Here is a 19,966-nt window from a genome sequence, read left to right as displayed (position 1 = left end):
GCCGTTACTGGACGTACAGCGAATACGCGATCACCACGAACCCGGCCAACACGAGCAGGCTTTCGAGCAGAATCCCCGTCACGAGGTGCACGCCGAGCAACTCGTATAACATCCCGGCAAGGACGAACCCGAGCGTCACGAGGCCGAACCCGGCCGTGAGATAGCCGAGCGCTCGCTGTCTGGTCCGTCGGTACGCCTTGAACGAAAAATACGTGATCACGCTGCCGACGATGAGCAGGAGCGTCTTGACGACCGCGAGTGCGAGTGTCATCTCTACCGGCCCGGCAGGAAGTGGATTCATGTTTCTTTTCGCACCTCCGACCACAGGTCCGCGAGCCGCTCGTCTGCCGTCCGTGCCGGCCGCTCGATCTGAACCGACAGCGACTGATCATCGTCCAACCCGAGCGAAATTTCGTCGAACGCAATCGAGTACTTGCTCGCGTGATGGCCGTCCTGTCGAATTTCGGTCGACTCCTCGAGCAGCGTCGCCTCGGTTAACAGCTCTAGCTTCCGGTACAGCGTCGATTGTGGGATCTCACATCGCTTCGTTAACTCTGACGCCGTCATGGGTTCCTCGAGCTTTTGAATAATCTCACGGCAGTCGGGATCGTCCAGCGCAGCGCAGATCTCCGCTGCGGACGGTGTCGACTCCGAAGCGAACGGGTCCCGGACCATTCATCTCCCCCTTACAACGCGTGTGGTTTATCGGCATCGATGCGTCCCCCATTCGTCGGCCCTCGACGCGACACCTTCTTGCGCGTGCGTACTCGAGTACGACCACGCGGGTATCATCCGGCCCGACCGTTCCTACGAGGGTGGGATGACCGGCCGACCTCCGCCCGCGTGACAGTTTTGCTCGCCGACTCGAGTCGTTGAGGCTCGGCTCTCTTCTGGAACTCTCTGCTGTGGCACATTCGTGGACAGACATGGCATGGTACTGGATTCCGATACTGATCTCGTCCGACGGCCTTATATATACACCCGGCACTCGATATGAATGCGAACGACGTGGCGCACGCCGCCACGTTCCCTCCGGCCGGTTCCCGGCACGGAGGGAGGATTACACCCGCCCTCAGGACCTCGGCTGTCACGATCGGTTTCCGATCGTGACGGTTCGGAGGCCTTATATATGTCTGGGCATTCAGTTGTGATCGCACACACCCACGCCGGCTGCGATTTCCGGCGTGGATGCGATCCGACGCCCTTATATGTACAAGGGTGTTTGGGTGTAAACGCGAAGAACGCGTGAGCGACGGGCCGTTCAACTCGGTCCGTCATCTCGTCTCGGACGGTTCGGGTCCGAAGGGGTTATGTACCCCTGATGGCCTATGAATACGTCCGAAGGAAATGAGGATTCCACCCCTGCGGTCCGCCGTACAGATGGGATCTGATGTTAGCCTTGGTAGTTCGGTGACGCCCGATCGGTCGTTCGATCAGCGGTCACCGAACGTGTGGACCCATGTGTGAGTGTATTTACATTCACCGCCAACTCCCCCAGCTTCGCTGGGGAAGAGCATTTCATTCCGGTTGATCCTGCCGGAGGTCATTGCTATTGGAGTCCGATTTAGCCATGCTAGTTGCACGAGTTGAGACTCGTAGCAGATAGCTCAGTAACACGTGGCCAAACTACCCTATGGATCCGGACAACCTCGGGAAACTGAGGCTAATCCGGAATACGACTCTCAGCCTGGAAGTGGCGAGAGTCAGAAACGCTCCGGCGCCATAGGATGTGGCTGCGGCCGATTAGGTAGACGGTGGGGTAACGGCCCACCGTGCCCATAATCGGTACGGGTTGTGAGAGCAAGAGCCCGGAGACGGTATCTGAGACAAGATACCGGGCCCTACGGGGCGCAGCAGGCGCGAAACCTTTACACTGCACGAAAGTGCGATAAGGGGACTCCAGGTGCGAGGGCATATAGTCCTCGCTTTTGTGTACCGTAAGGAGGTACACGAATAAGTGCTGGGCAAGACCGGTGCCAGCCGCCGCGGTAATACCGGCAGCACGAGTGATGACCGCTCTTATTGGGCCTAAAGCGTCCGTAGCTGGCCACGCAAGTCTATCGGGAAATCCGCGCGCTCAACGCGCGGGCGTCCGGTGGAAACTGTGTGGCTTGGGACCGGAAGATCCAGAGGGTACGTCTGGGGTAGGAGTGAAATCCCGTAATCCTGGACGGACCACCGGTGGCGAAAGCGCTCTGGAAAGACGGATCCGACGGTGAGGGACGAAAGCTCGGGTCACGAACCGGATTAGATACCCGGGTAGTCCGAGCTGTAAACGATGTCTGCTAGGTGTGCCACAGGCTACGAGCCTGTGGTGTGCCGTAGGGAAGCCGTGAAGCAGACCGCCTGGGAAGTACGTCCGCAAGGATGAAACTTAAAGGAATTGGCGGGGGAGCACTACAACCGGAGGAGCCTGCGGTTTAATTGGACTCAACGCCGGACATCTCACCAGCATCGACAATGTGCAGTGAACGTCAGGTTGATGACCTTACTGGAGCCATTGAGAGGAGGTGCATGGCCGCCGTCAGCTCGTACCGTGAGGCGTCCTGTTAAGTCAGGCAACGAGCGAGACCCGCACTCCTAATTGCCAGCAACACCCTTGTGGTGGTTGGGTACATTAGGAGGACTGCCAGTGCCAAACTGGAGGAAGGAACGGGCAACGGTAGGTCAGTATGCCCCGAATGTGCTGGGCGACACGCGGGCTACAATGGCCACGACAGTGGGATGCAACCCCGAAAGGGGACGCTAATCTCCGAAACGTGGTCGTAGTTCGGATTGAGGGCTGAAACTCGCCCTCATGAAGCTGGATTCGGTAGTAATCGCGCCTCAGAAGGGCGCGGTGAATACGTCCCTGCTCCTTGCACACACCGCCCGTCAAAGCACCCGAGTGGGGTCCGGATGAGGCCTCGATTCCGAGGTCGAATCTGGGCTCCGCAAGGGGGCTTAAGTCGTAACAAGGTAGCCGTAGGGGAATCTGCGGCTGGATCACCTCCACAGACCGGGACCAGGCCGTCGCGCCTGGCCCACCTTAGCGGTATTCCGCACGTTCGATCGACCACCGAGTGGCCGATCGGGCACCTTAGAACTACCAAGGCTAACACAATCTCTGTCCACCCGATTGTGGGTGGACGTGGGCCCATAGCTCAGTGGGAGAGTGCCTCCTTTGCAAGGAGGATGCCCAGGGTTCGAATCCCTGTGGGTCCATGCTTCGTACTTGATCGACGAAACCGTGCCCTTAAGTGGGAGACGGAACTTCGATTGAGTACGACCGAACCGATGCACCAGCCCGCGTAAGTGTGGCTGGGAAGGGTTAATGCAGGCCAGCTGTCTACTGGCGTGCAGATGAGACCGTGTGTACGTGTAGTCCAGGCGTCCACTGGACCCGTTCCCGGGTCACGATGTTGCGACTTTGTCGCAACGCCGATCCGATGAACGTGGCTACTGTGCCAGCTGGTGGATCGCTCGGCTTGAGAGCTGAAGAAGGACGTGCCAAGCTGCGATAAGCCTATGGGAGCCGCACGGAGGCAAAGAACATAGGATCTCCGAATGGGAATCCCCACCGCAATTGCTTCGCGCAATGGGGAACGTCGAGAATTGAAACATCTTAGTATCGACAGGAAAAGAAAGCAAACGCGATGTCGTTAGTAATGGCGAATGAACGCGATACAGTCCAAACCGAAGCCGTCAGGCAATGTGGTGTTCGGACTGACGATCACTTCTTGAACGTCGACACGAAGTCTCTTGGAATAGAGCACGAAACAGGGTGACAGTCCCGTATTGTCGACAAGTACGGAACGAGTCAGCTCCAGAGTATCGGGGGTTGGATATCCCTCGTGAAGATCGCGGGCATCGACCGCGAAGACTAAACACTCCTCAAGACCGATAGCGAACAAGTAGCGTGAGCGAACGCTGAAAAGCACCCCACGAAGGGAGGTGCAATAGGGCGTGAAATCAGTTGGCGATGGAGCGACAGGGCACACAAGGTCCCGGACATAATGAATCAGGTGCGAACCTGTAGTAAGCAGTTTGGGAAGCCGGTGTTCTGTCGTACGTTTTGAAAAACGAACCAGGGAGTGTGCCTGTTTGACGAGTCTAACTCGATTATCGAGGAAGGCGCAGGGAAACCGATATGGTCGCAGTGCTTTGCACCAGGACCACCGTGTTCAAGCGCGGGGAGTCAAACGGGCACGACCCGAAACCGGACGATCTAGGCGTGGACAAGGTGAAGCGTGCCGAAAGGCACGTGGAGGCCTGTTAGAGTTGGTGTCCTACAATACCCTCTCGTGATCTACGTCTAGGGGTGAAAGGCCCATCGAGTCCGGAAACAGCTGGTTCCAACCGAAAGATGTCGAAGCATCACCTCTGCCGAGGTAGTTCGTGGGGTAGAGCGACGGATTGGGGGACCGCACTCCGAGAGGAGTGCGCCCCCCTGTCCAACTCCGAACCTACGAACGCCGTTTGACGCAGGGAGTCCGGTGCACGGGGTAAGCCTGTGTACCGTGAGGGAGACAACCCAGAGCTGGGTTAAGGTCCCCAAGTGTGGATTAAGTGCGATCGAAGGTGGTCTCAAGCCCTAGACAGCCGGGAGGTGAGCTTAGAAGCAGCTACCCTCTAAGAAAAGCGTAACAGCTTACCGGCCGAGGTTTGAGGCGCCCAAAATGATCGGGGCTCAAATCCACCACCGAGACCTAGCGGCACCTGTCACAAGGTGATCCCGTAGGTTGGCGTTCTGTTCGGGTGGAAGCACGGAAGAGATTTCGTGTGGACCGTTCAGTAACGAAAATCCTGGTCATAGTAGCAGCGTTAGTCGGGTTAGAACCCCGACGGCCGAACGAGTAAGGGTTCCTCAGCAATGCTGATCAGCTGAGGGTTAGCCGGTCCTAAGTCAGCCCGTAAGTCGAAGCTGACAACAGGGAAATAGGTTAATATTCCTATGCCAGTGTGCACTCAAAGCCAACGCTTTGGGGCCGCCTGAGCTGGGCTTTCGCCCAGTCGAACTGTCGAAGTTCGTGGAAGCCGTAATGGCACGAAGCGACCGAATGGCAGGATAGCGCAAGTCAGGTCAACCTAGAGCCCGTGAAAAGGCAAGCACACTGTCCGTACCGAGATCCGACACAGGTACTCGTGGCGGCGAAAGCCAAGGTCTGTCGGGAGCAACCGACGTTAGGGAATTCGGCAAGTTAGTCCCGTACGTTCGCAATAAGGGATGCCTGCCCCGCAATGGGGCAGGTCGCAGTGACTCGGGCGCTCCGACTGTCTAGTAACAACATAGGTGACCGCAAATCCGTAAGGACTCGTACGGTCACTGAATCCTGCCCAGTGCAGGTATCTGAACACCCCGTACAAGGGGACGAAGGACCTGTTAACGGCGGGGGTAACTATGACCCTCTTAAGGTAGCGTAGTACCTTGCCGCTTCAGTAGCGGCTTGCATGAATGGATCAACGAGAGCGCCACTGTCCCAACGTTGGGCCCGGTGAACTGTACGTTCCAGTGCGGAGTCTGGAGACCCCCAAGGGGAAGCGAAGACCCTATAGAGCTTTACTGCAGGCTGTCACTGAGACGTGGTCGCCATTGTGCAGCATAGGTAGGAGGCGTTACACAGGTACCCGCGCTAGCGGGCCACCGAGCCAGCATTGAAATACTACCCGATGGTGACTGCGACTCTCACTCCTGGCGGAGGACACTGGTAGCCGGGCAGTTTGACTGGGGCGGTACGCGCCTGAAAAGATATCGGGCGCGCCCCAAGATTTCCTCACCCGTGTCAGAGACGCGGGGAAGAGCGCAAGAGCATACGGAAGTCTGACAGTGTCCGGCACAACGACGGACGCTGACGCGAAAGCGTGGTCTAGCGAACCAATTAGGCTGCTTGATGCGGCCAATTGCTGACAGAAAAGCTACCTTAGGGATAACAGAGTCGTCACCCGCAAGAGCACATATCGACCGGGTGGCTTGCTACCTCGATGTCGGTTCCCTCCATCCTGCCCGTGCAGAAGCGGGCAAGGGTGAGGTTGTTCGCCTATTAAAGGAGGTCGTGAGCTGGGTTTAGACCGTCGTGAGACAGGTCGGCTGCTATCTATTGGGGGTGTTACGGTATCTGACGGGAACGTTCGTATAGTACGAGAGGAACTACGAATGGGTGCCACTCGTGTACCGGCTGTCCGAAAGGGCACGTGCCGGGCAGCGACGCACCACGGGGTAAGAGCTGAACGCATCTAAGCTCGAAACCCACCTGAAAAAGAGATACCACCGAGGCCACTCGTAGAAGACGAGATCGATAGACTCGGGATGTACGCACCAAGGCAACGAGGTGTTGAGTCCGCGAGCACTAACCGGCCAAGCCACACACTCATACTACAATCGCATTGGATCCGTGACGCGCGAACGGGTCCGGACGCAAACTGGACTACACGTATACTACGGTCTTGGACACACCACCGATATTGGAATGACGGCGGTTCGATTCCGCTGGTCGGCGTTACGGCGGCCACAGCGGCGGGGTTCCTCCCGTACCCATCCCGAACACGGAAGATAAGCCCGCCTGCGTTACGGTGAGTACTGGAGTGGGCGACCCTCTGGGAAACTCGTTTCGCCGCCTCCATTCATACTTTAACCCTACACAGCCGCTGCTGGAGCAGCGGCTATGTGGGGTTTTCTGCGTATATTCACGGCACAATTTCAGACACGGGCTGTTCCGTACCGCTACGCTTAAACGAACGCAGTAACAAGAATAAGATGCGCCAAGGTGGCAGAGTCCGGCCGAACGCAGCGGCCTGCAGAGCCGCCCATCGCCGGTTCAAATCCGGCCCTTGGCTCTCACACGTTATCCGGAAGTCCAAGACTATTAGATCGTAGAAATGCCTCTCCAATTTCGAGGCGCTATGTATCGCTCTTGAGAAGATCCCCGCCAACCGAATGTGTCCCGTGTACGACGGCACTGATGAGTTCCCCGAACCGACCGAATCGGTTGATATGGCCTTTCATGCGATGTATTTGTCCGTACTCGAGCACAGCAGCGCGACAATCGACTCAAGAGTCTGCACAACGGCCTGACGTTGAGACCGGGGCTGTGTGACTGGTTTCGTTACCGAGTGCTTGCGAGTTTGGTCGCGATAGGAAAGGGGCCGGGCGCGATTTGAACACACGGTTGATCGCTTCCTCGCTTACTCCGTTCGCGAGACGGTGCTCTCCCTGCGTTCAAATCATGGTGGTCGCTTTGCTCCTCACAAAAGTGTTCGTCGCAAAAGCGGGCCGGGCGCGATTTGAACACGCGACCGTCTGGTTAAAAGCCAGACGCTCTGCCAGACTGAGCTACCGGCCCTGTAGTTCTCTCTTTTGGGGAGGACCGGTTAAACGTTTCTTTCTCGGTCGGCGCCGAGCCCGTCATTCGAAGTAGTGATCGAGTGCCTCCGTGACGAGCTGGCCCGGATCAACGCCTTCGATAGACGCACGTCGCCGAAGGTCGCGGTAGGTCGTCGGCGAGAGGGTGAGTTCCAGTTCGCCGAGTACGACGTCGTGTTCGACGAGCGCCTGTTCGATCGGTATGCCGTCGTTGACCTGACTGGCGATACTGCGGACATCACGGACGGTGAGTTCTCCATCGAGGGTCGCCCATGCGAGCAACAGTCGTGCTTCGCCGCCGACACGAGCGATGTGTTTGGCAGCGGTCGGTGCGATCCGGCCGAGCGCGACCTGTTTGCGGACCGACCGCGGAAGGTCGTGGACGCGAGCCCACTTGCGGATGAACGAGACGGTTGTCTCACCACCGACACGTTCGGCGGCAACCTTGTACGACCCTTCGCCACGGACGAGGGCGGCACAGGCGGCCGCGCCGCGGAGCATATAGAGGTGGTCGTCAGCAGTTTTGCCAGCAGCGAACTGGCGGACGGTTTCGGCTGCGTCAGCGAGACTGTCGGGGTCGTCGGGGTCGAACTGAACGGCTTCTCGGGCGCGGGTTCCGGTGACCGATTCGTCGCCCCGGATAACTGGTGCGCCGACGGGTGATTCACGGTCCGTCGGAATCGATCGACCGTTGTCGCCGCGGTGGTGCGAATCATCACCGGGTCGATTATCGGTCATAAACCTGGATAGGTGGCTCGCATCAAAAAGCTCATTGTCTGGACGAGAGAGATGTTACTCCTCGCGCTTCTCGGCGAGGTGCTCCCAGATTTCCGTACAGCCGGCCCCCTCTTCGATGTCGGCGAGGTGCGCGTCATCGCGTTCTGTCGGTTCTTGTTCGACCGGCTCTGGGTTGCATTCAGCTACGTCAGTCATCAACGGCGCTTCGAACCCCGCCAGCATAAGTATCGTTTCGGCTGCAAGAGATACCCGTGCTCTGTCTTATGGGTCTATTATGCCGCTATCTCCGACAAGTGACGCGTTCGACCTCCAGCGTATCGATCCGGTTTCGCAGGCGAGCAGACCGACGCGAGAACCAGAATCTACCGTGAGGCCTCCTTTTGAGACGAAAAAGAGTGGCTAGCGGTCAACTGGTCGTTCGAGCCACGTAGACAGCCCAGAACGCGATGCTGCCCGGAATTGTGTCGCCGCTCGAGATAGCCGTGTCGCGCTGTTTCGGTCGTCTCAGTGTGTACATTCTCTGACCGCTGTCGGAACGCGACGATGACCGTCGCCGTTCGTGGCGTGTGACCCTTCACGGCACGCAGTTGCTTCGAGTAAGCAGGCGCTCGCTACCAGCCCGGATGTGGCAACATCGTCCGCTAGATGGGGCACTCGTTGCGGCGGATCGTGTGGCTGAATACCACGACCGATGGGGCTGAAAAGCGTCTCTGACGCTAGTTGGGTCCGAATTCGAACCGGATACTGCTCGAACGACTCCGATGCGGCGATTCGTCGGGTTGGCGCGCGGCCGCGCGACACTGATTAAGACCCACACGACTCCGTGCTGAGCACTGATCGTCGGAGCACCCTCGAATCCCGGCTGGAACGGAGCTACTGGTGGACCGAAACGGCGTCATAGTCGCTTGACCTCGCAGGCTCTCGTCTTTTTCACCCGGCCGGCGAACGGTCGACTGGTCACACATGAGCATGGAGACGATTCAGGAGTTGTTCGAGCACAATCTCGAAGACATCTACCACGCCGAGCATCAGTTGCTCGACGCACTCGACGAACTCGAGGAACACACCGACCACGACGAGATCGCGCAGGCGTTTTCAGAGCACCGCGAGGAGACCCACGGTCACATCGACCGGCTCGAGGAGGTCTTCGAGATGTTCGGCGAGCCACCCGAAAAAGAGGAGTGTGAGGGTATCGAGGGACTTATCGAAGAGCACGAGGAGTTCACGTCGATGGATCCGTCCCAGGAGGTGATGGACTATCACAACATGGCGGCCGCCGAGAAGACCGAACATTACGAGATCGCTGCCTACGGGAACCTGATCCCGCTCGCGGATCAACTCGGGATGGACGAGGCGGCCGATCTGCTCGAGCAGAACCTTCGTGAGGAGCAAGACGCCCTCGACGAACTGAAAGAACTCACCGAGACGTTCGAGATGGACGCGATCCCCGCTGAGTAATTCCGGTAACTGACGACATCGGTTCCAAGGACGAACAGTCCCAGTACGGCGGCACCCAAGACGAGGAGCTGGCGATCGAAATCGACGAGAACGACGACGAGTAGCAAGCCGACGAGTAGGGGCGGGACCGTTTTCACCGACCCCTCGGAGAATCCAGGCCCGCGAACGGTCCTGCCGCGACGCGCACGGCTTTTACTGTTCGGTGTGTTAGCTTCGCGTGTGACGACCCCCGCACCCGAGGACGGCGAGGCGGTGTCGATCAGGCCCGCGGAGCGTGTGGATCTCCTTGCAATCGTTCGCATCGAGAACGCCTCCTTCTCGCAGGCTTGGCCGTACGACGCTTTCGAGCGGTTCCTCGGCGAGCCTGGCTTTCTCGTCGCCGAAATCGACGGAAGGATCGCCGGATACGTCGTCGCCGACGTCACACAGCAGATCGGCCGCGCGCTCGGACATATCAAAGACATCGCCGTCCACCCTGACCACCGTCGGACGGGCGTCGCCTCCACGTTGCTCTCCCGAGCGCTCGGCGTGCTCGCGGCCCACGGTGCTGACACGGTCAAACTCGAGGTGCGGCGGTCGAACGACGGGGCGAAACGGCTGTACCGGGAGTTCGGCTTCGAGCCGCTTCGGCGAGTTTCTAGCTATTATGCCAACGGCGAGGATGCGACCGTGATGATCCGGGAACTGGGATAGCGGGTTGCGGGACGTTTTAGCGTCCGGAGTCGTACGAGTGAGTATGGGATACGCCTGTCCGGTCTGTGACACCGAGGAGGCAGACGCAGTACACCTCGCGAACCACCTCGCGATCACCGCATCGCTCGGTCGCGAGGACCACCGCGAGTGGCTCGCAGAGCACGCGCCCGACTGGAGCGACTGCACGCCGGAGGAACTCGGCGAACGCGTTCGCCCACACGCCCAGGAAATCGACACGCCCGAGTTCGAGGCGAGCGGTCACGATCACGGCCGCCCCGACTCGCTCGAGGAGGGAATCGCACGCCAGAGCCGCCAGCCCGGCCGTGGGTCGATGACCGCCGAGACCCAGGGCGTCCTCGAGGAGGCCGCCGAATTGACCCGCGAGATGCAGACGGAACGCGAGAGCAACGGCGACGAGAACGAAAACGCGTAACTACCACTCGTCCGACTGGACTGATATGCACACCGAGGGGACGTTTGCCTTCGAGTCGGACGAGGACGCGCGAGCGACGTACGACGCCGTCGGTCCCGCAGCTCAGACGGTCGTCCGCGAGGTCGCGAAGGCGATGGCGTTCGACCGCGAGGAGTACGACGAGCGCGTCACTGGCGATGTCGTCGAAACCGCACGCGACGCGCTTTTCGCGAGCTTACTCGAGGTCTACGTCGGTACCCGTGCGGAGTTCGAGGACTGGCGCGAAACCTACGACGGCGAAGTGACGACGGTCGGTCACGAGGCCGTCAATCACGTCGTCTGGCATGTGGGGCCGAACGATGAAGCCGTCGCAGCGACGTTCCAGAACGAGGAAGCAGCAGCGGTCGCGACGCTCCGCCGACAGGCGTTCGGACGGCTGTATCGGGACCTCGTCTAACAGTGTGACGGAACCGCCGTTGATGACACGACCACACATCTTATCCGCTCGAGCCCCTATCGTTTGCCGATGACCGTACCGGACGACTGGGAGTTACTCGAGGAGCGAACGGAGTACGAAACCGGCTGGTACGACGGCGGGTACGACCGCCTCGAACAGCCCGATGGGAGCGAGAAACGATACTACTGGGCGGACCTGCCGCCTGCAGTCGTCGTCGTCGCGCGGATCGACGGTGGAGTCCTCGCGGACACGGACGACGGTGGAGATGGACGTGACACCGTCGATCGCATCCTGTTCGTCGAACAGTACCGTCCGACGATCCGCGAAACCCATCTCGAGCTCCCGGCGGGAATCGTCGAGGACGGCGAGTCCTACACGCAGGCGGCGACGCGTGAACTCGAAGAGGAGACCGGCTTTCGGCCCACGAGTACCGCGCTCCTCGAAGAGTATGCGGTCGCGACCGGCGTCTTGCGCCACGATCGTGCGATCGTCTACGCTGACGGACTCGAACCGGGCGAGCGGGAACTCGACAACAACGAGTTTCTGGAGGTGAAGACCGTTCCGGTCGACGAGGCTCTTGAGCGTGCCCGCGAGCAGCCAGCGAACGACGCGACGTTGGAAGGGTTGTTGCTCGCGAAAGAAGACGGTCTGCTGTAGGCGCTATCGGTTTTCTCGCTCGTCGTTGGATTGCCGCGGTCGGCTGCTGAAACCTTTACTGACTTAGGTCCGCGCGTCTAACACGCTGATAATGGACGGCGAAATCTCCACTGACGAGGTCCACGACCTGCTCGAGGACGACGCCGACGTTCGTATCGTCGACATTCGTGACGAGCAAGCGTTCGAGCACAGTCACATTCCCGGCAGCGAGAACATCCCGTTTTACGAACTCACGAGCCGGGTCGACGAACTCGAGGACGCCGACCACATCGTCACCGTCTGTCCGCACGGCAAATCGAGCGTCCAGGCTGCACAGCTCATCGGCTCTTACGAGGGGACTGCCGATGCACGCGTCGAGAGTATGGCTGGTGGCCTCGATAAGTACGGCATGAAGTTCGGCCTTATCCGCGAGGATGGGGACGACGCGGAGTCGACAACGCGTGAGTCGCCGTTCTAATCGTCCACGTGCAGTTCTCTGGCAGGGTTTCGCCTCGAACGCCGCCGACGCGACTGTTCGAGAGCGACGTAAAAAACGATAGGAAAACTGCGACGCGGTCGTGGGCTCGGAAGTCGTCTCAGAGCATCGCGGGCATTAGGCGACGTTGAAGCCGCGGTCCCGAAGGAACTCCTCGATGCGGCCGGTGTGGTTCCCCTGCAGTTCGATCTGGTCGTCCTCGACGGTGCCGCCACAGGCGAACTTCGATTTGAGATCCGACGAGAGACTATCCAGATCGACGTCCTTCGGATCGAATCCTTCGACGATCGTTACCTCTTTCCCGTATCTGCGCTCGTCAATGCGGATGTTGAGTTGCTGTTGTCCCTTGGCTACGTCCTCGCAGACGCAAAGTTCCTCGGGCAGCCCGCACGTCGAGCAGACTTCCGACATTACGTTCGTTGCTATGAAACGGGCATATTAAACACTATCGGGACCCGCATGCTCTCGCGTGGGTCTCTTTTGAGTCAGGTGGGGCTCTCACAGTCACTGGCTGCGACGGTCTCGATTCTCGTACTACTGTGCGACCGGCGTCACGTCGGTCTGTCCGTCAGTAGCAGCCGTCTCATCGAAGCCGACCGAGCACCGGAAGCTGGGCTCGAGCGAGGTCGTCGACGATCGCGATCGCCTCGTCGGCTTCCGTCCGACTGACGCCGGTCCCGTAGGTCGCTCGTTCGTAGTAGTCGACGACGCGTTCGGTTCGCGTGTCGATCGGCGTCGCGTCGCCTGCGTCGGCTGCTATCGACAGTGCGTGCAGGTACGCGCGAGCCGACTCCGACCGCCGCCGCGGACGATACTGCCGGGCGAGCAGCCGCTCGAGACGGGTGAAGGCGTGCTCGGCGTCTCGATCGGGGTCCCGTCGGCGACCGTGCCAGTAGATACCGAGGACACGACGGAGCCGCGTCGCCGCGTTGGTTCGGCGCGCGCCTGCGGCGAGACCGACGAGCGCCACGAGTCCGAGCGCCGCCGTTTCGCGCGTGATCGTGACGAGCGAGCCGTCGTTCGCCGAGTCGCTGCCGCCCGTGCCGGTGGCGGGGTCGGACGGCGTCTCGTTCGTTTCGTTGCCCTGCGCCGCCGGTGTCGATTCGTTCGGGTCGTCGGGGCCGGGCGTTTCGTTGGATTCGGGTTCCGAGTGGTCGATTGACTCGTCACCAGTGGGGTCGGACGGTTCGTCGTCGGTTTCGTCCGTGTCTACGTTCTCGATGCCGGCGTCGCGGGCTTGCTCGAGCCGGTCGGTGTGGACCGCATCGCGGCTGTCGCTTGGCGTCGGATCGAACTGGACCCACCCATGCTCGGGGAAGTAGACCTCGACCCAGGCGTGGGCGTCGAGCCCGCGGACGACGTAGGTATCGTCGTCGACCTGCTCGCCGCTCGTGTAGCCGGTGACGTAGCGGGCCGGGACCCCTTCTGCGCGGAGCATCTGGGTCATCGCCGTCGCGAAGTAGACGCAGTAGCCCGCCTCCATCTCCGTCGTGAATTCTTCGGCGACGTTGCCGTCGGGCTTGGAGACCGACAGCGAGTACTCCTTCGACGACTCGAGGTGGCGTTCGATCGCGACCGCGGTTTCGTACGGATTCTCGGCGTCGGCCGTGATCTCGGCGGTCCGCGCTTGGAACTCGCTCGAGGTGCTTTCGGGTAGCTGGAGGTACCGGTCGGTGACGCTGTCGGGATAGTCCGTTCCGGCAGTCCGAAGCGCTGCCGGGTCGGAATCGACGACGCTACTCACGACGGTGTAGCGCTCGCCCGCCGACAGCGGCGCGTCCGGTCGCGGCTGGCCGTGTTGCGAGACAGTCGTCCGCCGCGTCACGTCGCCCTCGAGGGCGATCGGCTGTGGCGCGACGGGCATGACGCCCAGTTCCGTCTCGGGGGTGATGGTCTGTTCGATCGTCCCGACGTCGCTCGGCGGCGACGCGAGGTGGCCGTCGTACCGGCTGCTCCGACCGGTGCGGACCCACCCGTCGCCAGTGAACCGATCGTAGACGCCGGTCCGCCAGTACGACCGCTGGTCCGACTCGACGGTAAACCGGACCGCCGGCGAGAGATCGACCTCCCCGGCGATCCCCGACCGCTGGGGCGCGGTATCGAGCGTCGCCTCGAGCGTGCCGGGCTCGCCCTGGGAGAGGTGGGTCGGCGCTGCCGGCTGGCCGGGAACGACCGTGACCGAAAGCGAGAGGACGACGGCGAGCGCGAACAGCGCCGCGAGCAGGTCCGCCTGCCGGAGTGACCCACCGCGGTGCTCGAGTTCGCCGGCGGCGACGGCACCGATGGCAGCGAGGGTGCCGACCACGGTGACGAGCGTGCCCGCGTCGCCGGTCAGCACGAGAAACCCGAGCGCGGCCCCGCCGGGAACGACACCGAGTCCGTACCGGCCTCGCATGGCGAGATACCACGAGAGGAAGACGGGGGCAGGTGCAAACCCCAGCGTCCAGATGCCCGCTTGTACCATCTGAAGAATAGGCAGTCCGGTCGCGAGCGCGACGGTATCCGAGACGATCGTGTCGGCCGCCATAATGACGACGCTCGGATCGACACCGGCCGACGTGAGATAGTAGGCGAAGCCGACCCCAGCCGCCGCCAGCGCGAGAGCGGCTGCGGTCCACGGCCGAATCAGTCGTGCAAGTACCGTCGCCCCGACGAGCATCACCACGACGACCGCAAACAGTGCCCGACTGCCGCCAACGACCTGCGTGATCCCGTAGAGGACGCTCACGTACGACGCTGTCAGGACCAGCACACAGAGCAGTGCGATCGAGCGGGCAGCCCCAGCGTCGGCGACTCGGTCCGTCTCGAGCGAGATCGGTCGCTCGCCTGCTCGTCCGGACGCGTCCGTGCTCATGTCGTCACCACCGGGTGGTCGACAGCGCCACCTGCATCGAAAGGCAGTTCGCGGTCGTCGCCGACGATCGTCGTTCCGTCCGCGTCGGTTCGAACCAGCACGTCGGCGGCCCGTCGTGTCCGTTCGTCGAGTTCGCCGGCGTCGACGACGGCAAGCAGGCCGAGGAGCGTCCGATGGTGCTCCCCGCCCGTTTTCGGCGGCTCTTTCCCGTCTGGAACGACGAGTCCGACCAACAGCCCTCGCTCGAGCAGGACGGTCACGACGGTGGCAGCGGCCGCCGCTAACTCGTCGTCATGGCCAGCGACACACTCGGCGGCGACGGTGACAGTACCAGATCCCTCGTCATCGCCGTACTCCCTGACGAGCAAGCCGTCGTCGGGGTGTTTGGCTGCGCTCTTCCAGTGAACATCGCGCAGCGGGTCCCCGCGGTTGTACTCTCGGAGGTGGTCGAACGTCTCGTGCTCGCGGCGCTCAGTGACGCCGGCCAGCGCCTGCAGGTCGTCGACGGCCCCCCGACCGAGCTCGTGGACCCGCGGATAGGTGAGGACTGACGTTCGGTCGGCGTACTCGAAGCGACGCTCGACGAGGCCGACGACGTCGCTGACGGCGATCTCGAGCGGGCCGACTCGGTGGCGGCCTCGGTGCGCGAGTTCGACGTCGTACGTGATCGTCTGCTCGCCCTCGAGCGTGATCGCGGCGACGGGTCGCGTGGCCGCCGAGAGCCCCTCACCGACGGCGTCGCTGACGGTTGCGGCGAGCGGGCCATCGGTTTCGATCGTGACCGCGACCGTCCGGTGCTCGCCGACGAATCCCTCGGCGATGGGCTGGCGGGTGACGCGTGGCCGCTCTGCACGACTGACCGTGACGAGGCCGGCAAGCAAGACGACGACCAGCGGGACGACAACCGCGTTCAGCGCCCGGGGGCCGAACTGCCAGCTCAGTGCGACGGCTCCACCAGCGGTTGCGACGACGGTCCAGCCACGGCGTGTCAGTCTCATTCGATGGGGACGCGCTCGAGCGCGTCGGCGACGATCGCGTCCCCGTCACGATCACGGTCGGCCGTTTTGATCCGATGGCTCATGACGACGGGGGCCTCGGTCTGGACGTCGTCGGGGAACACGTACGCCCGGCCGGTTGCGGCGGCACGCGCTTGTGCTGCGCGCAACAGCGAGATCGTTCCGCGGGGGCTGACGCCGATGTGGGCGTGCTCGCGGGTGTACGCGGCGAGTCGCGTCACGTACTCTCGAACCGGCTGTGCGACCTGCACTCTCGAGACGGTTTCGCGGGCGGCAACGAGCGTCTCACGGTCGGTCACCGGCTCAAGCGACTCGATGGGGTGGTCGCCGACGGTCCGGCCGAGCAGGTCGGCCTCCTCGTCGGGCTCGGGATACCCCAGTCGGAGTTTCTTCATGAAGCGATCGACCTCGGCGAAGGGCAGGTCGTAGGTCCGGTTCGGCTCGACGGCGTTCTGGGTCGCGATCACGGTAAACGGCGTCGGTAGCGTCCGCGTCTGGCCGTCAGTGGTGACCTGTTGTTCTTCCATCGCCTCGAGCAACGCTGCCTGGGTCTTCGGCGGCGCGCGGTTGATCTCGTCGCCGAGCACGATGTTGCCGAAGACGGGACCGGGCTGGAACTCGAACTCGCGGGTTTGCTGGTTGAAGACGTTCACGCCGGTGACATCGGTCGGGAGGAGATCGGGCGTAAACTGGATGCGGCTGAACGAACAGTCGACCGAGCGAGCGATCGACCGCGCGAGCATGGTCTTGCCGACGCCGGGGACGTCGTCGAGTAAGACGTGACCACGGCCCAGCAGGGCGGTGACGACGTGTTCGATGACGTCCTCGTGGCCGACGATGACGCGAGAGACGTTCGCTTCGATGTCAGCACAGAGCCGTTCGACTGTTCCGGTCTGAACGGCGTCGCCGTCAGCCGCTGGCTCGGTACTTGCATTTCCTGTCGAATTCGTATCAGTCATACTCTGGAGGGGCTTGGCGGGGACTCGGCCATTACGACGCTATCCATCGCTTCGGCCCATATGTTTTGTGATGCATGAATGACACCTATAGGAGAATACGCGGCCGCCGATAGCAGTCGCTCGAACCGTCAGTGTTTCACGAACGTGCTCACGCAAGCGCTGCCGCTACGTACGTTGCGGTCGGAAAACGATACCTCCTATCGGACCTGCCTAGAGCCGCTCGACGTTGGTCGCGCGTGGCCCCTTCTCGGCCTCCTCGATGTCGAACTCCAGCTCCTGACCCTCTTCTAAGTCAGGACCGCCGATGTCCTCCATGTGGAAGAACACGTCCTCGTCCGCGTCGTCAGTCTCGATGAATCCGTAGCCGCCAGTGTCGTTGAAGAATGCGACCGTACCTTTCGCCATTGCAGGTGAACAAAGCCCCGACGAAGACATAAAACTTCGGGAGCACACTCGCAAGGTCGCCTCGAGATGGACGCTATTGCCGGTCTCAGCCGACCTTACCACGCTTTGCAGTTGGGACAGACGAGGTTGCCGTCGTCGCGCCAGACGCGGTCGGTCGCCTGCTCACACTGGGCGCAGGTGTACTCGCCCCAGGCGTACGTCGACTGGGTGGCCGTCTCCGTCGCGGGGTCCGTCTCCGATGCGGGGGCACCGGCGTCGGTACTCGAGTCCGCTGCTGCGTCGTCGATGGACGTAAACTCGGAGAGCGTCGCGTCGTCGGTCACGCGTCGGGGTAGGTCCGCCGCCGGTATAATCGCTCCGTCGGCGCGGGACCGGCACGGCCAAGTACCATCGATAACAACCCCCGAATATGGACACCATCACACCGATGAACATTATCGTGGAAAACATCAGTGATATGATTAGCCTCTTTAGCGACGTGGCGATGGGCGATGGCCTCGCGCCCCTGCTCGTCCTCGTCGGCGGGCTCATCGTCGCGTTCTCGATGGCCGTCTTCGGCCTGCTGACGCTCGGTGCCGTTGGCAACCTCTTCACCGCGAGCTAAGGCTGATCCCGTGGTTTCGTTTTTGCAATTGTTCCGTCACTGAGTCGCACGAGCGAGCGCCTCGCTCGCCCGTTCGATTGCATCCTCGAGCTCCGGCCCAAGCGGCGAGCCCACGACGATGCCGTCGACGTGCTCGAGCGCCGCTGCGAACCGGTCGGCGACCGTTTCCGTCGTCCCCGCGATACAGAAGGCGTCGATCATTGCCGGGGTGACGTGACCGAATGCCTCGGTAAGCTCTCCTTGCTCGAGTGCCTTGCTCACGGCAGTGGCGGCCTCGCGGTCGATGTCGTGGCGCTCGAGGACCGGTTCTGCGGCCCCACCGACGATGAAGGCGACGGGCGGGCGGGCCACCTCGCGTGCCTCGTCCTCGCTGCCGGCGACGCTGACGCTCGCGAACGCGAGCGCCTCGAAGTCGCCGTAGTCGTCCGGCCGCTCTGCCAGCCCTTTTTGGAGTTGGCCCGCGGCCCACTCGAGGTCTTTCGGATGCGAGGCGTTGACCAGCGCGCCGTCAGCGTGTTTCGCGCTCATCCGGAGCATGTGCGGCCCCTGTGCGCCGACGTAGGTCGGGATCTGCCCGGATGGGGGCTCGAGATTCAGCGAGGCGTCGGTCGCGCTGAAGGTTCCGTCGTGGGTGACCGTCTCGCCGGCCCAGAGGTCGCGCGCGAGATCGAACGTCTCGAGGACGCGCCGGAGCGGCCTGTCGCGGTCGATCCCCAGGTTCGACAGCGAAGAGCGGTCCCCGGCACCGACGCCGAAGACCGCGCGACCGTCGCTGACCTCGTCGATCGTCGCCACCTGCGCTGCGAGTTTCACGGGGTGGGTCTCGTAGGGATTGACCACGCCCGGCCCCAGCCGGAGCTCGTCGGTGGCGTCGGCCATCCGCGAGCACACCACGAACGGGTCGCGGTTGAAGTAGTGGCTGCTCGCAAAGGCGATGTCGAACCCCTCTTTTTCGGCCAGCGTCGCGAGGTCGGCGATCCGATCCGGCGGGTGTTCGGGCGTGAGTTCGATGGCCCACGTCGGGTCGTCGTTTGCGGTCGGTACGTCGTCGCTCGAGTCAGTGGTGTCTGTCATGTGTCGTCAAAGCTCCATTCTCGCAGCGCCTGCCGAACGAAATCCTCCTCGACGGCGCGAAACAGTTCGTCGCTCCCGTCGTGGTCGCCAAACGCCCAGTCGCGGACGACCACGGCGGGCGTCCCGCCGGCTCCCTCTCCGGTCACGAGGTTCGCGGCGGCCGCGAGTTCGTCGACCACGGACTGGACCGTGACGCCGAGTTCGTGGCCGTCCCGGTCGCGTTCGCCGCGCCAGTCCCGGCTCGCCGGCATGCCGGCCCAGCCGATCGCGACGCCCTGTTGACCGTGGCGAAACGATCGCCCGCAGGTGTCCGTGACGATCACCGCGACGTCCTCGATGCCCCGCTGTGCGAGCCCCGCACGGATCCGCTCGGCGCTCTCGCTCGGTCGCTTCGGTAGCAACAACAGGTCGTGGTCGGGCACGTTCGAGCGATCGATCCCCGCGTTCGGCGCGATGTGCCCGAAGCGGGTTTCGGCCAGCAGGAACGGACAGTCGATCAGCAGTTCCGTGCTCTCCTCTAAGACTGCCTGTGCGAACCGCGGATCCTTCTCCTCGCCGGCCACGGTTTCGATGCGGTCGGCGATCTCCCGGGCGCGGCCGCTGACGGGGTAGTCGGCGAGATCGGCCGTCCGGCCCTCGGCTTTCGAGACGATCGTACTCGCGACGGTGAGTACGTCGCCGGGCTCGAGGGCGGCCCGCTCCGCGACGAGCGCGGCGATGTCGTCGCCGGGGCGGATCTCGGGCAGGTCCGCCACGCCGTTGAGCTTCATACCGAAGCGTAGGGCAGCGCCGTCAAAAGCGCACCGTCACCGGAGAATGGAGTCG

General features: G+C 62.3%; 19 protein-coding genes, 3 tRNA genes and 3 rRNA genes. 12 read left to right on the top strand and 13 right to left on the bottom strand.

All coding sequences use genetic code 11. From position 1 onward, the window contains the following. Positions 1-4 precede the first annotated feature (4 nt). Positions 5-301 (bottom strand): hypothetical protein, encoded by a 297-nt coding sequence (locus E2L06_RS18930; protein ID WP_138783114.1) that lies wholly within the window; start codon positions 299-301, stop codon positions 5-7. After that, positions 298-675: a helix-turn-helix domain-containing protein gene (locus E2L06_RS18925; protein ID WP_138783113.1), complete on the bottom strand. Its 378-nt coding sequence runs from the start codon at positions 673-675 to the stop codon at positions 298-300. The genes E2L06_RS18930 and E2L06_RS18925 overlap by 4 nt, the downstream gene beginning before the upstream one ends. Positions 676-1,520: 845 nt before the next feature. On the opposite strand from E2L06_RS18925, the gene E2L06_RS18920 reads away from it, so the two are divergent. The 5 genes from E2L06_RS18920 to E2L06_RS18900 all read left to right on the top strand — a co-directional run bounded on the left by E2L06_RS18920 (position 1,521) and on the right by E2L06_RS18900 (position 6,813). Further along, positions 1,521-2,994, top strand: a 16S ribosomal RNA gene (locus E2L06_RS18920). 138 nt (positions 2,995-3,132) lie between these two features. After that, positions 3,133-3,204, top strand: a tRNA-Ala gene (locus E2L06_RS18915). Between the two features lie 225 nt (positions 3,205-3,429). Further along, positions 3,430-6,348: ribosomal RNA gene (locus E2L06_RS18910) — 23S ribosomal RNA — on the top strand. A 129-nt stretch (positions 6,349-6,477) separates the two neighbouring features. Then, positions 6,478-6,599: ribosomal RNA gene (rrf, locus tag E2L06_RS18905) — 5S ribosomal RNA — on the top strand. Together the 16S, 23S and 5S rRNA genes with 2 tRNA genes alongside form the textbook arrangement of a ribosomal RNA operon. A gap of 138 nt (positions 6,600-6,737) precedes the next feature. Then, a tRNA-Cys gene (locus E2L06_RS18900) sits at positions 6,738-6,813 on the top strand. 432 nt (positions 6,814-7,245) lie between these two features. Here E2L06_RS18900 and E2L06_RS18895 read toward each other — a convergent pair. The 3 genes from E2L06_RS18895 to E2L06_RS22105 all read right to left on the bottom strand — a co-directional run bounded on the left by E2L06_RS18895 (position 7,246) and on the right by E2L06_RS22105 (position 8,272). Beyond that, positions 7,246-7,319, bottom strand: a tRNA-Lys gene (locus E2L06_RS18895). 62 nt (positions 7,320-7,381) lie between these two features. Continuing rightward, positions 7,382-8,077 carry a hypothetical protein gene (locus E2L06_RS18890; RefSeq protein WP_138783112.1) on the bottom strand — a complete coding sequence of 232 codons (696 nt, stop codon included), beginning with the start codon at positions 8,075-8,077 and terminating at the stop codon, positions 7,382-7,384. Between the two features lie 54 nt (positions 8,078-8,131). Beyond that, the gene (locus tag E2L06_RS22105) at positions 8,132-8,272 is read right to left on the bottom strand and encodes a hypothetical protein (RefSeq protein ID WP_171052436.1); all 141 of its coding nucleotides are present in this window, start codon (positions 8,270-8,272) and stop codon (positions 8,132-8,134) included. Between the two features lie 768 nt (positions 8,273-9,040). Between E2L06_RS22105 and E2L06_RS18885 the strand changes: the two genes are divergently transcribed. The 6 genes from E2L06_RS18885 (at position 9,041) to E2L06_RS18860 (ending at position 12,211) form a co-directional block, all read left to right on the top strand. Further along, positions 9,041-9,535, top strand: a complete 495-nt coding sequence (locus E2L06_RS18885; protein WP_138783111.1) for a ferritin-like domain-containing protein — start codon at positions 9,041-9,043, stop codon at positions 9,533-9,535. A 219-nt stretch (positions 9,536-9,754) separates the two neighbouring features. Next, a complete protein-coding gene (gene rimI, locus E2L06_RS18880; protein ID WP_138783110.1) occupies positions 9,755-10,228 on the top strand; it encodes a ribosomal protein S18-alanine N-acetyltransferase in 474 nt (157 codons plus the stop codon). 43 nt (positions 10,229-10,271) lie between these two features. Beyond that, complete coding sequence (locus tag E2L06_RS18875) at positions 10,272-10,661, top strand: DUF5810 domain-containing protein (protein ID WP_138783109.1); 390 nt, start codon at positions 10,272-10,274, stop codon at positions 10,659-10,661. Between the two features lie 25 nt (positions 10,662-10,686). Beyond that, a complete protein-coding gene (locus tag E2L06_RS18870) occupies positions 10,687-11,097 on the top strand; it encodes a DUF5809 family protein (RefSeq protein WP_138783108.1) in 411 nt (136 codons plus the stop codon). Positions 11,098-11,166: 69 nt separating this feature from the next. Continuing rightward, positions 11,167-11,754 (top strand): NUDIX hydrolase, encoded by a 588-nt coding sequence (locus E2L06_RS18865; RefSeq protein ID WP_138783107.1) that lies wholly within the window; start codon positions 11,167-11,169, stop codon positions 11,752-11,754. A 91-nt stretch (positions 11,755-11,845) separates the two neighbouring features. After that, positions 11,846-12,211, top strand: a complete 366-nt coding sequence (locus tag E2L06_RS18860; RefSeq protein WP_138783106.1) for a rhodanese-like domain-containing protein — start codon at positions 11,846-11,848, stop codon at positions 12,209-12,211. 135 nt (positions 12,212-12,346) lie between these two features. On the opposite strand, the gene yciH is transcribed toward E2L06_RS18860, so the two are convergent. The 6 genes from yciH to E2L06_RS18830 form a co-directional block, all read right to left on the bottom strand. Beyond that, the gene (gene yciH / locus E2L06_RS18855) at positions 12,347-12,640 is read right to left on the bottom strand and encodes a stress response translation initiation inhibitor YciH (protein WP_006180453.1); all 294 of its coding nucleotides are present in this window, start codon (positions 12,638-12,640) and stop codon (positions 12,347-12,349) included. A gap of 172 nt (positions 12,641-12,812) precedes the next feature. After that, complete coding sequence (locus E2L06_RS18850; protein ID WP_138783105.1) at positions 12,813-15,083, bottom strand: DUF3488 and transglutaminase-like domain-containing protein; 2,271 nt, start codon at positions 15,081-15,083, stop codon at positions 12,813-12,815. Further along, on the bottom strand, positions 15,080-16,081 hold the full coding sequence (locus tag E2L06_RS18845; RefSeq protein WP_138782457.1) for a DUF58 domain-containing protein: 1,002 nt from the start codon (positions 16,079-16,081) through the stop codon (positions 15,080-15,082). Before E2L06_RS18845 ends, E2L06_RS18850 begins: the two co-directional genes overlap by 4 nt. After that, positions 16,078-17,058: a MoxR family ATPase gene (locus E2L06_RS18840; RefSeq protein ID WP_138782456.1), complete on the bottom strand. Its 981-nt coding sequence runs from the start codon at positions 17,056-17,058 to the stop codon at positions 16,078-16,080. The genes E2L06_RS18845 and E2L06_RS18840 overlap by 4 nt, the downstream gene beginning before the upstream one ends. Positions 17,059-17,268: 210 nt before the next feature. Next, positions 17,269-17,463: a cold-shock protein gene (locus tag E2L06_RS18835; protein ID WP_008010533.1), complete on the bottom strand. Its 195-nt coding sequence runs from the start codon at positions 17,461-17,463 to the stop codon at positions 17,269-17,271. 95 nt (positions 17,464-17,558) lie between these two features. Beyond that, on the bottom strand, positions 17,559-17,786 hold the full coding sequence (locus tag E2L06_RS18830; RefSeq protein WP_138782455.1) for a hypothetical protein: 228 nt from the start codon (positions 17,784-17,786) through the stop codon (positions 17,559-17,561). An 86-nt stretch (positions 17,787-17,872) separates the two neighbouring features. On the opposite strand from E2L06_RS18830, the gene E2L06_RS18825 reads away from it, so the two are divergent. Then, positions 17,873-18,067 (top strand): hypothetical protein, encoded by a 195-nt coding sequence (locus tag E2L06_RS18825; RefSeq protein ID WP_138782454.1) that lies wholly within the window; start codon positions 17,873-17,875, stop codon positions 18,065-18,067. A 36-nt stretch (positions 18,068-18,103) separates the two neighbouring features. Here the strand turns inward: E2L06_RS18825 and E2L06_RS18820 are convergent, their stop codons facing one another. Together E2L06_RS18820 and E2L06_RS18815 are read right to left on the bottom strand one after the other, a co-directional pair. Continuing rightward, the gene (locus E2L06_RS18820) at positions 18,104-19,141 is read right to left on the bottom strand and encodes a 5,10-methylenetetrahydromethanopterin reductase (RefSeq protein ID WP_138782453.1); all 1,038 of its coding nucleotides are present in this window, start codon (positions 19,139-19,141) and stop codon (positions 18,104-18,106) included. Beyond that, on the bottom strand, positions 19,138-19,911 hold the full coding sequence (locus tag E2L06_RS18815; RefSeq protein WP_138782452.1) for a coenzyme F420-0:L-glutamate ligase: 774 nt from the start codon (positions 19,909-19,911) through the stop codon (positions 19,138-19,140). Before E2L06_RS18815 ends, E2L06_RS18820 begins: the two co-directional genes overlap by 4 nt. Positions 19,912-19,966: the final 55 nt, after the last annotated feature.

It is taken from the genome of Haloterrigena sp. H1 (genome assembly GCF_005938085.1).
Taxonomy (GTDB): Archaea; Halobacteriota; Halobacteria; order Halobacteriales; family Natrialbaceae; genus Natrinema.
This window is presented reverse-complemented; position numbering and strand designations above follow the sequence as displayed.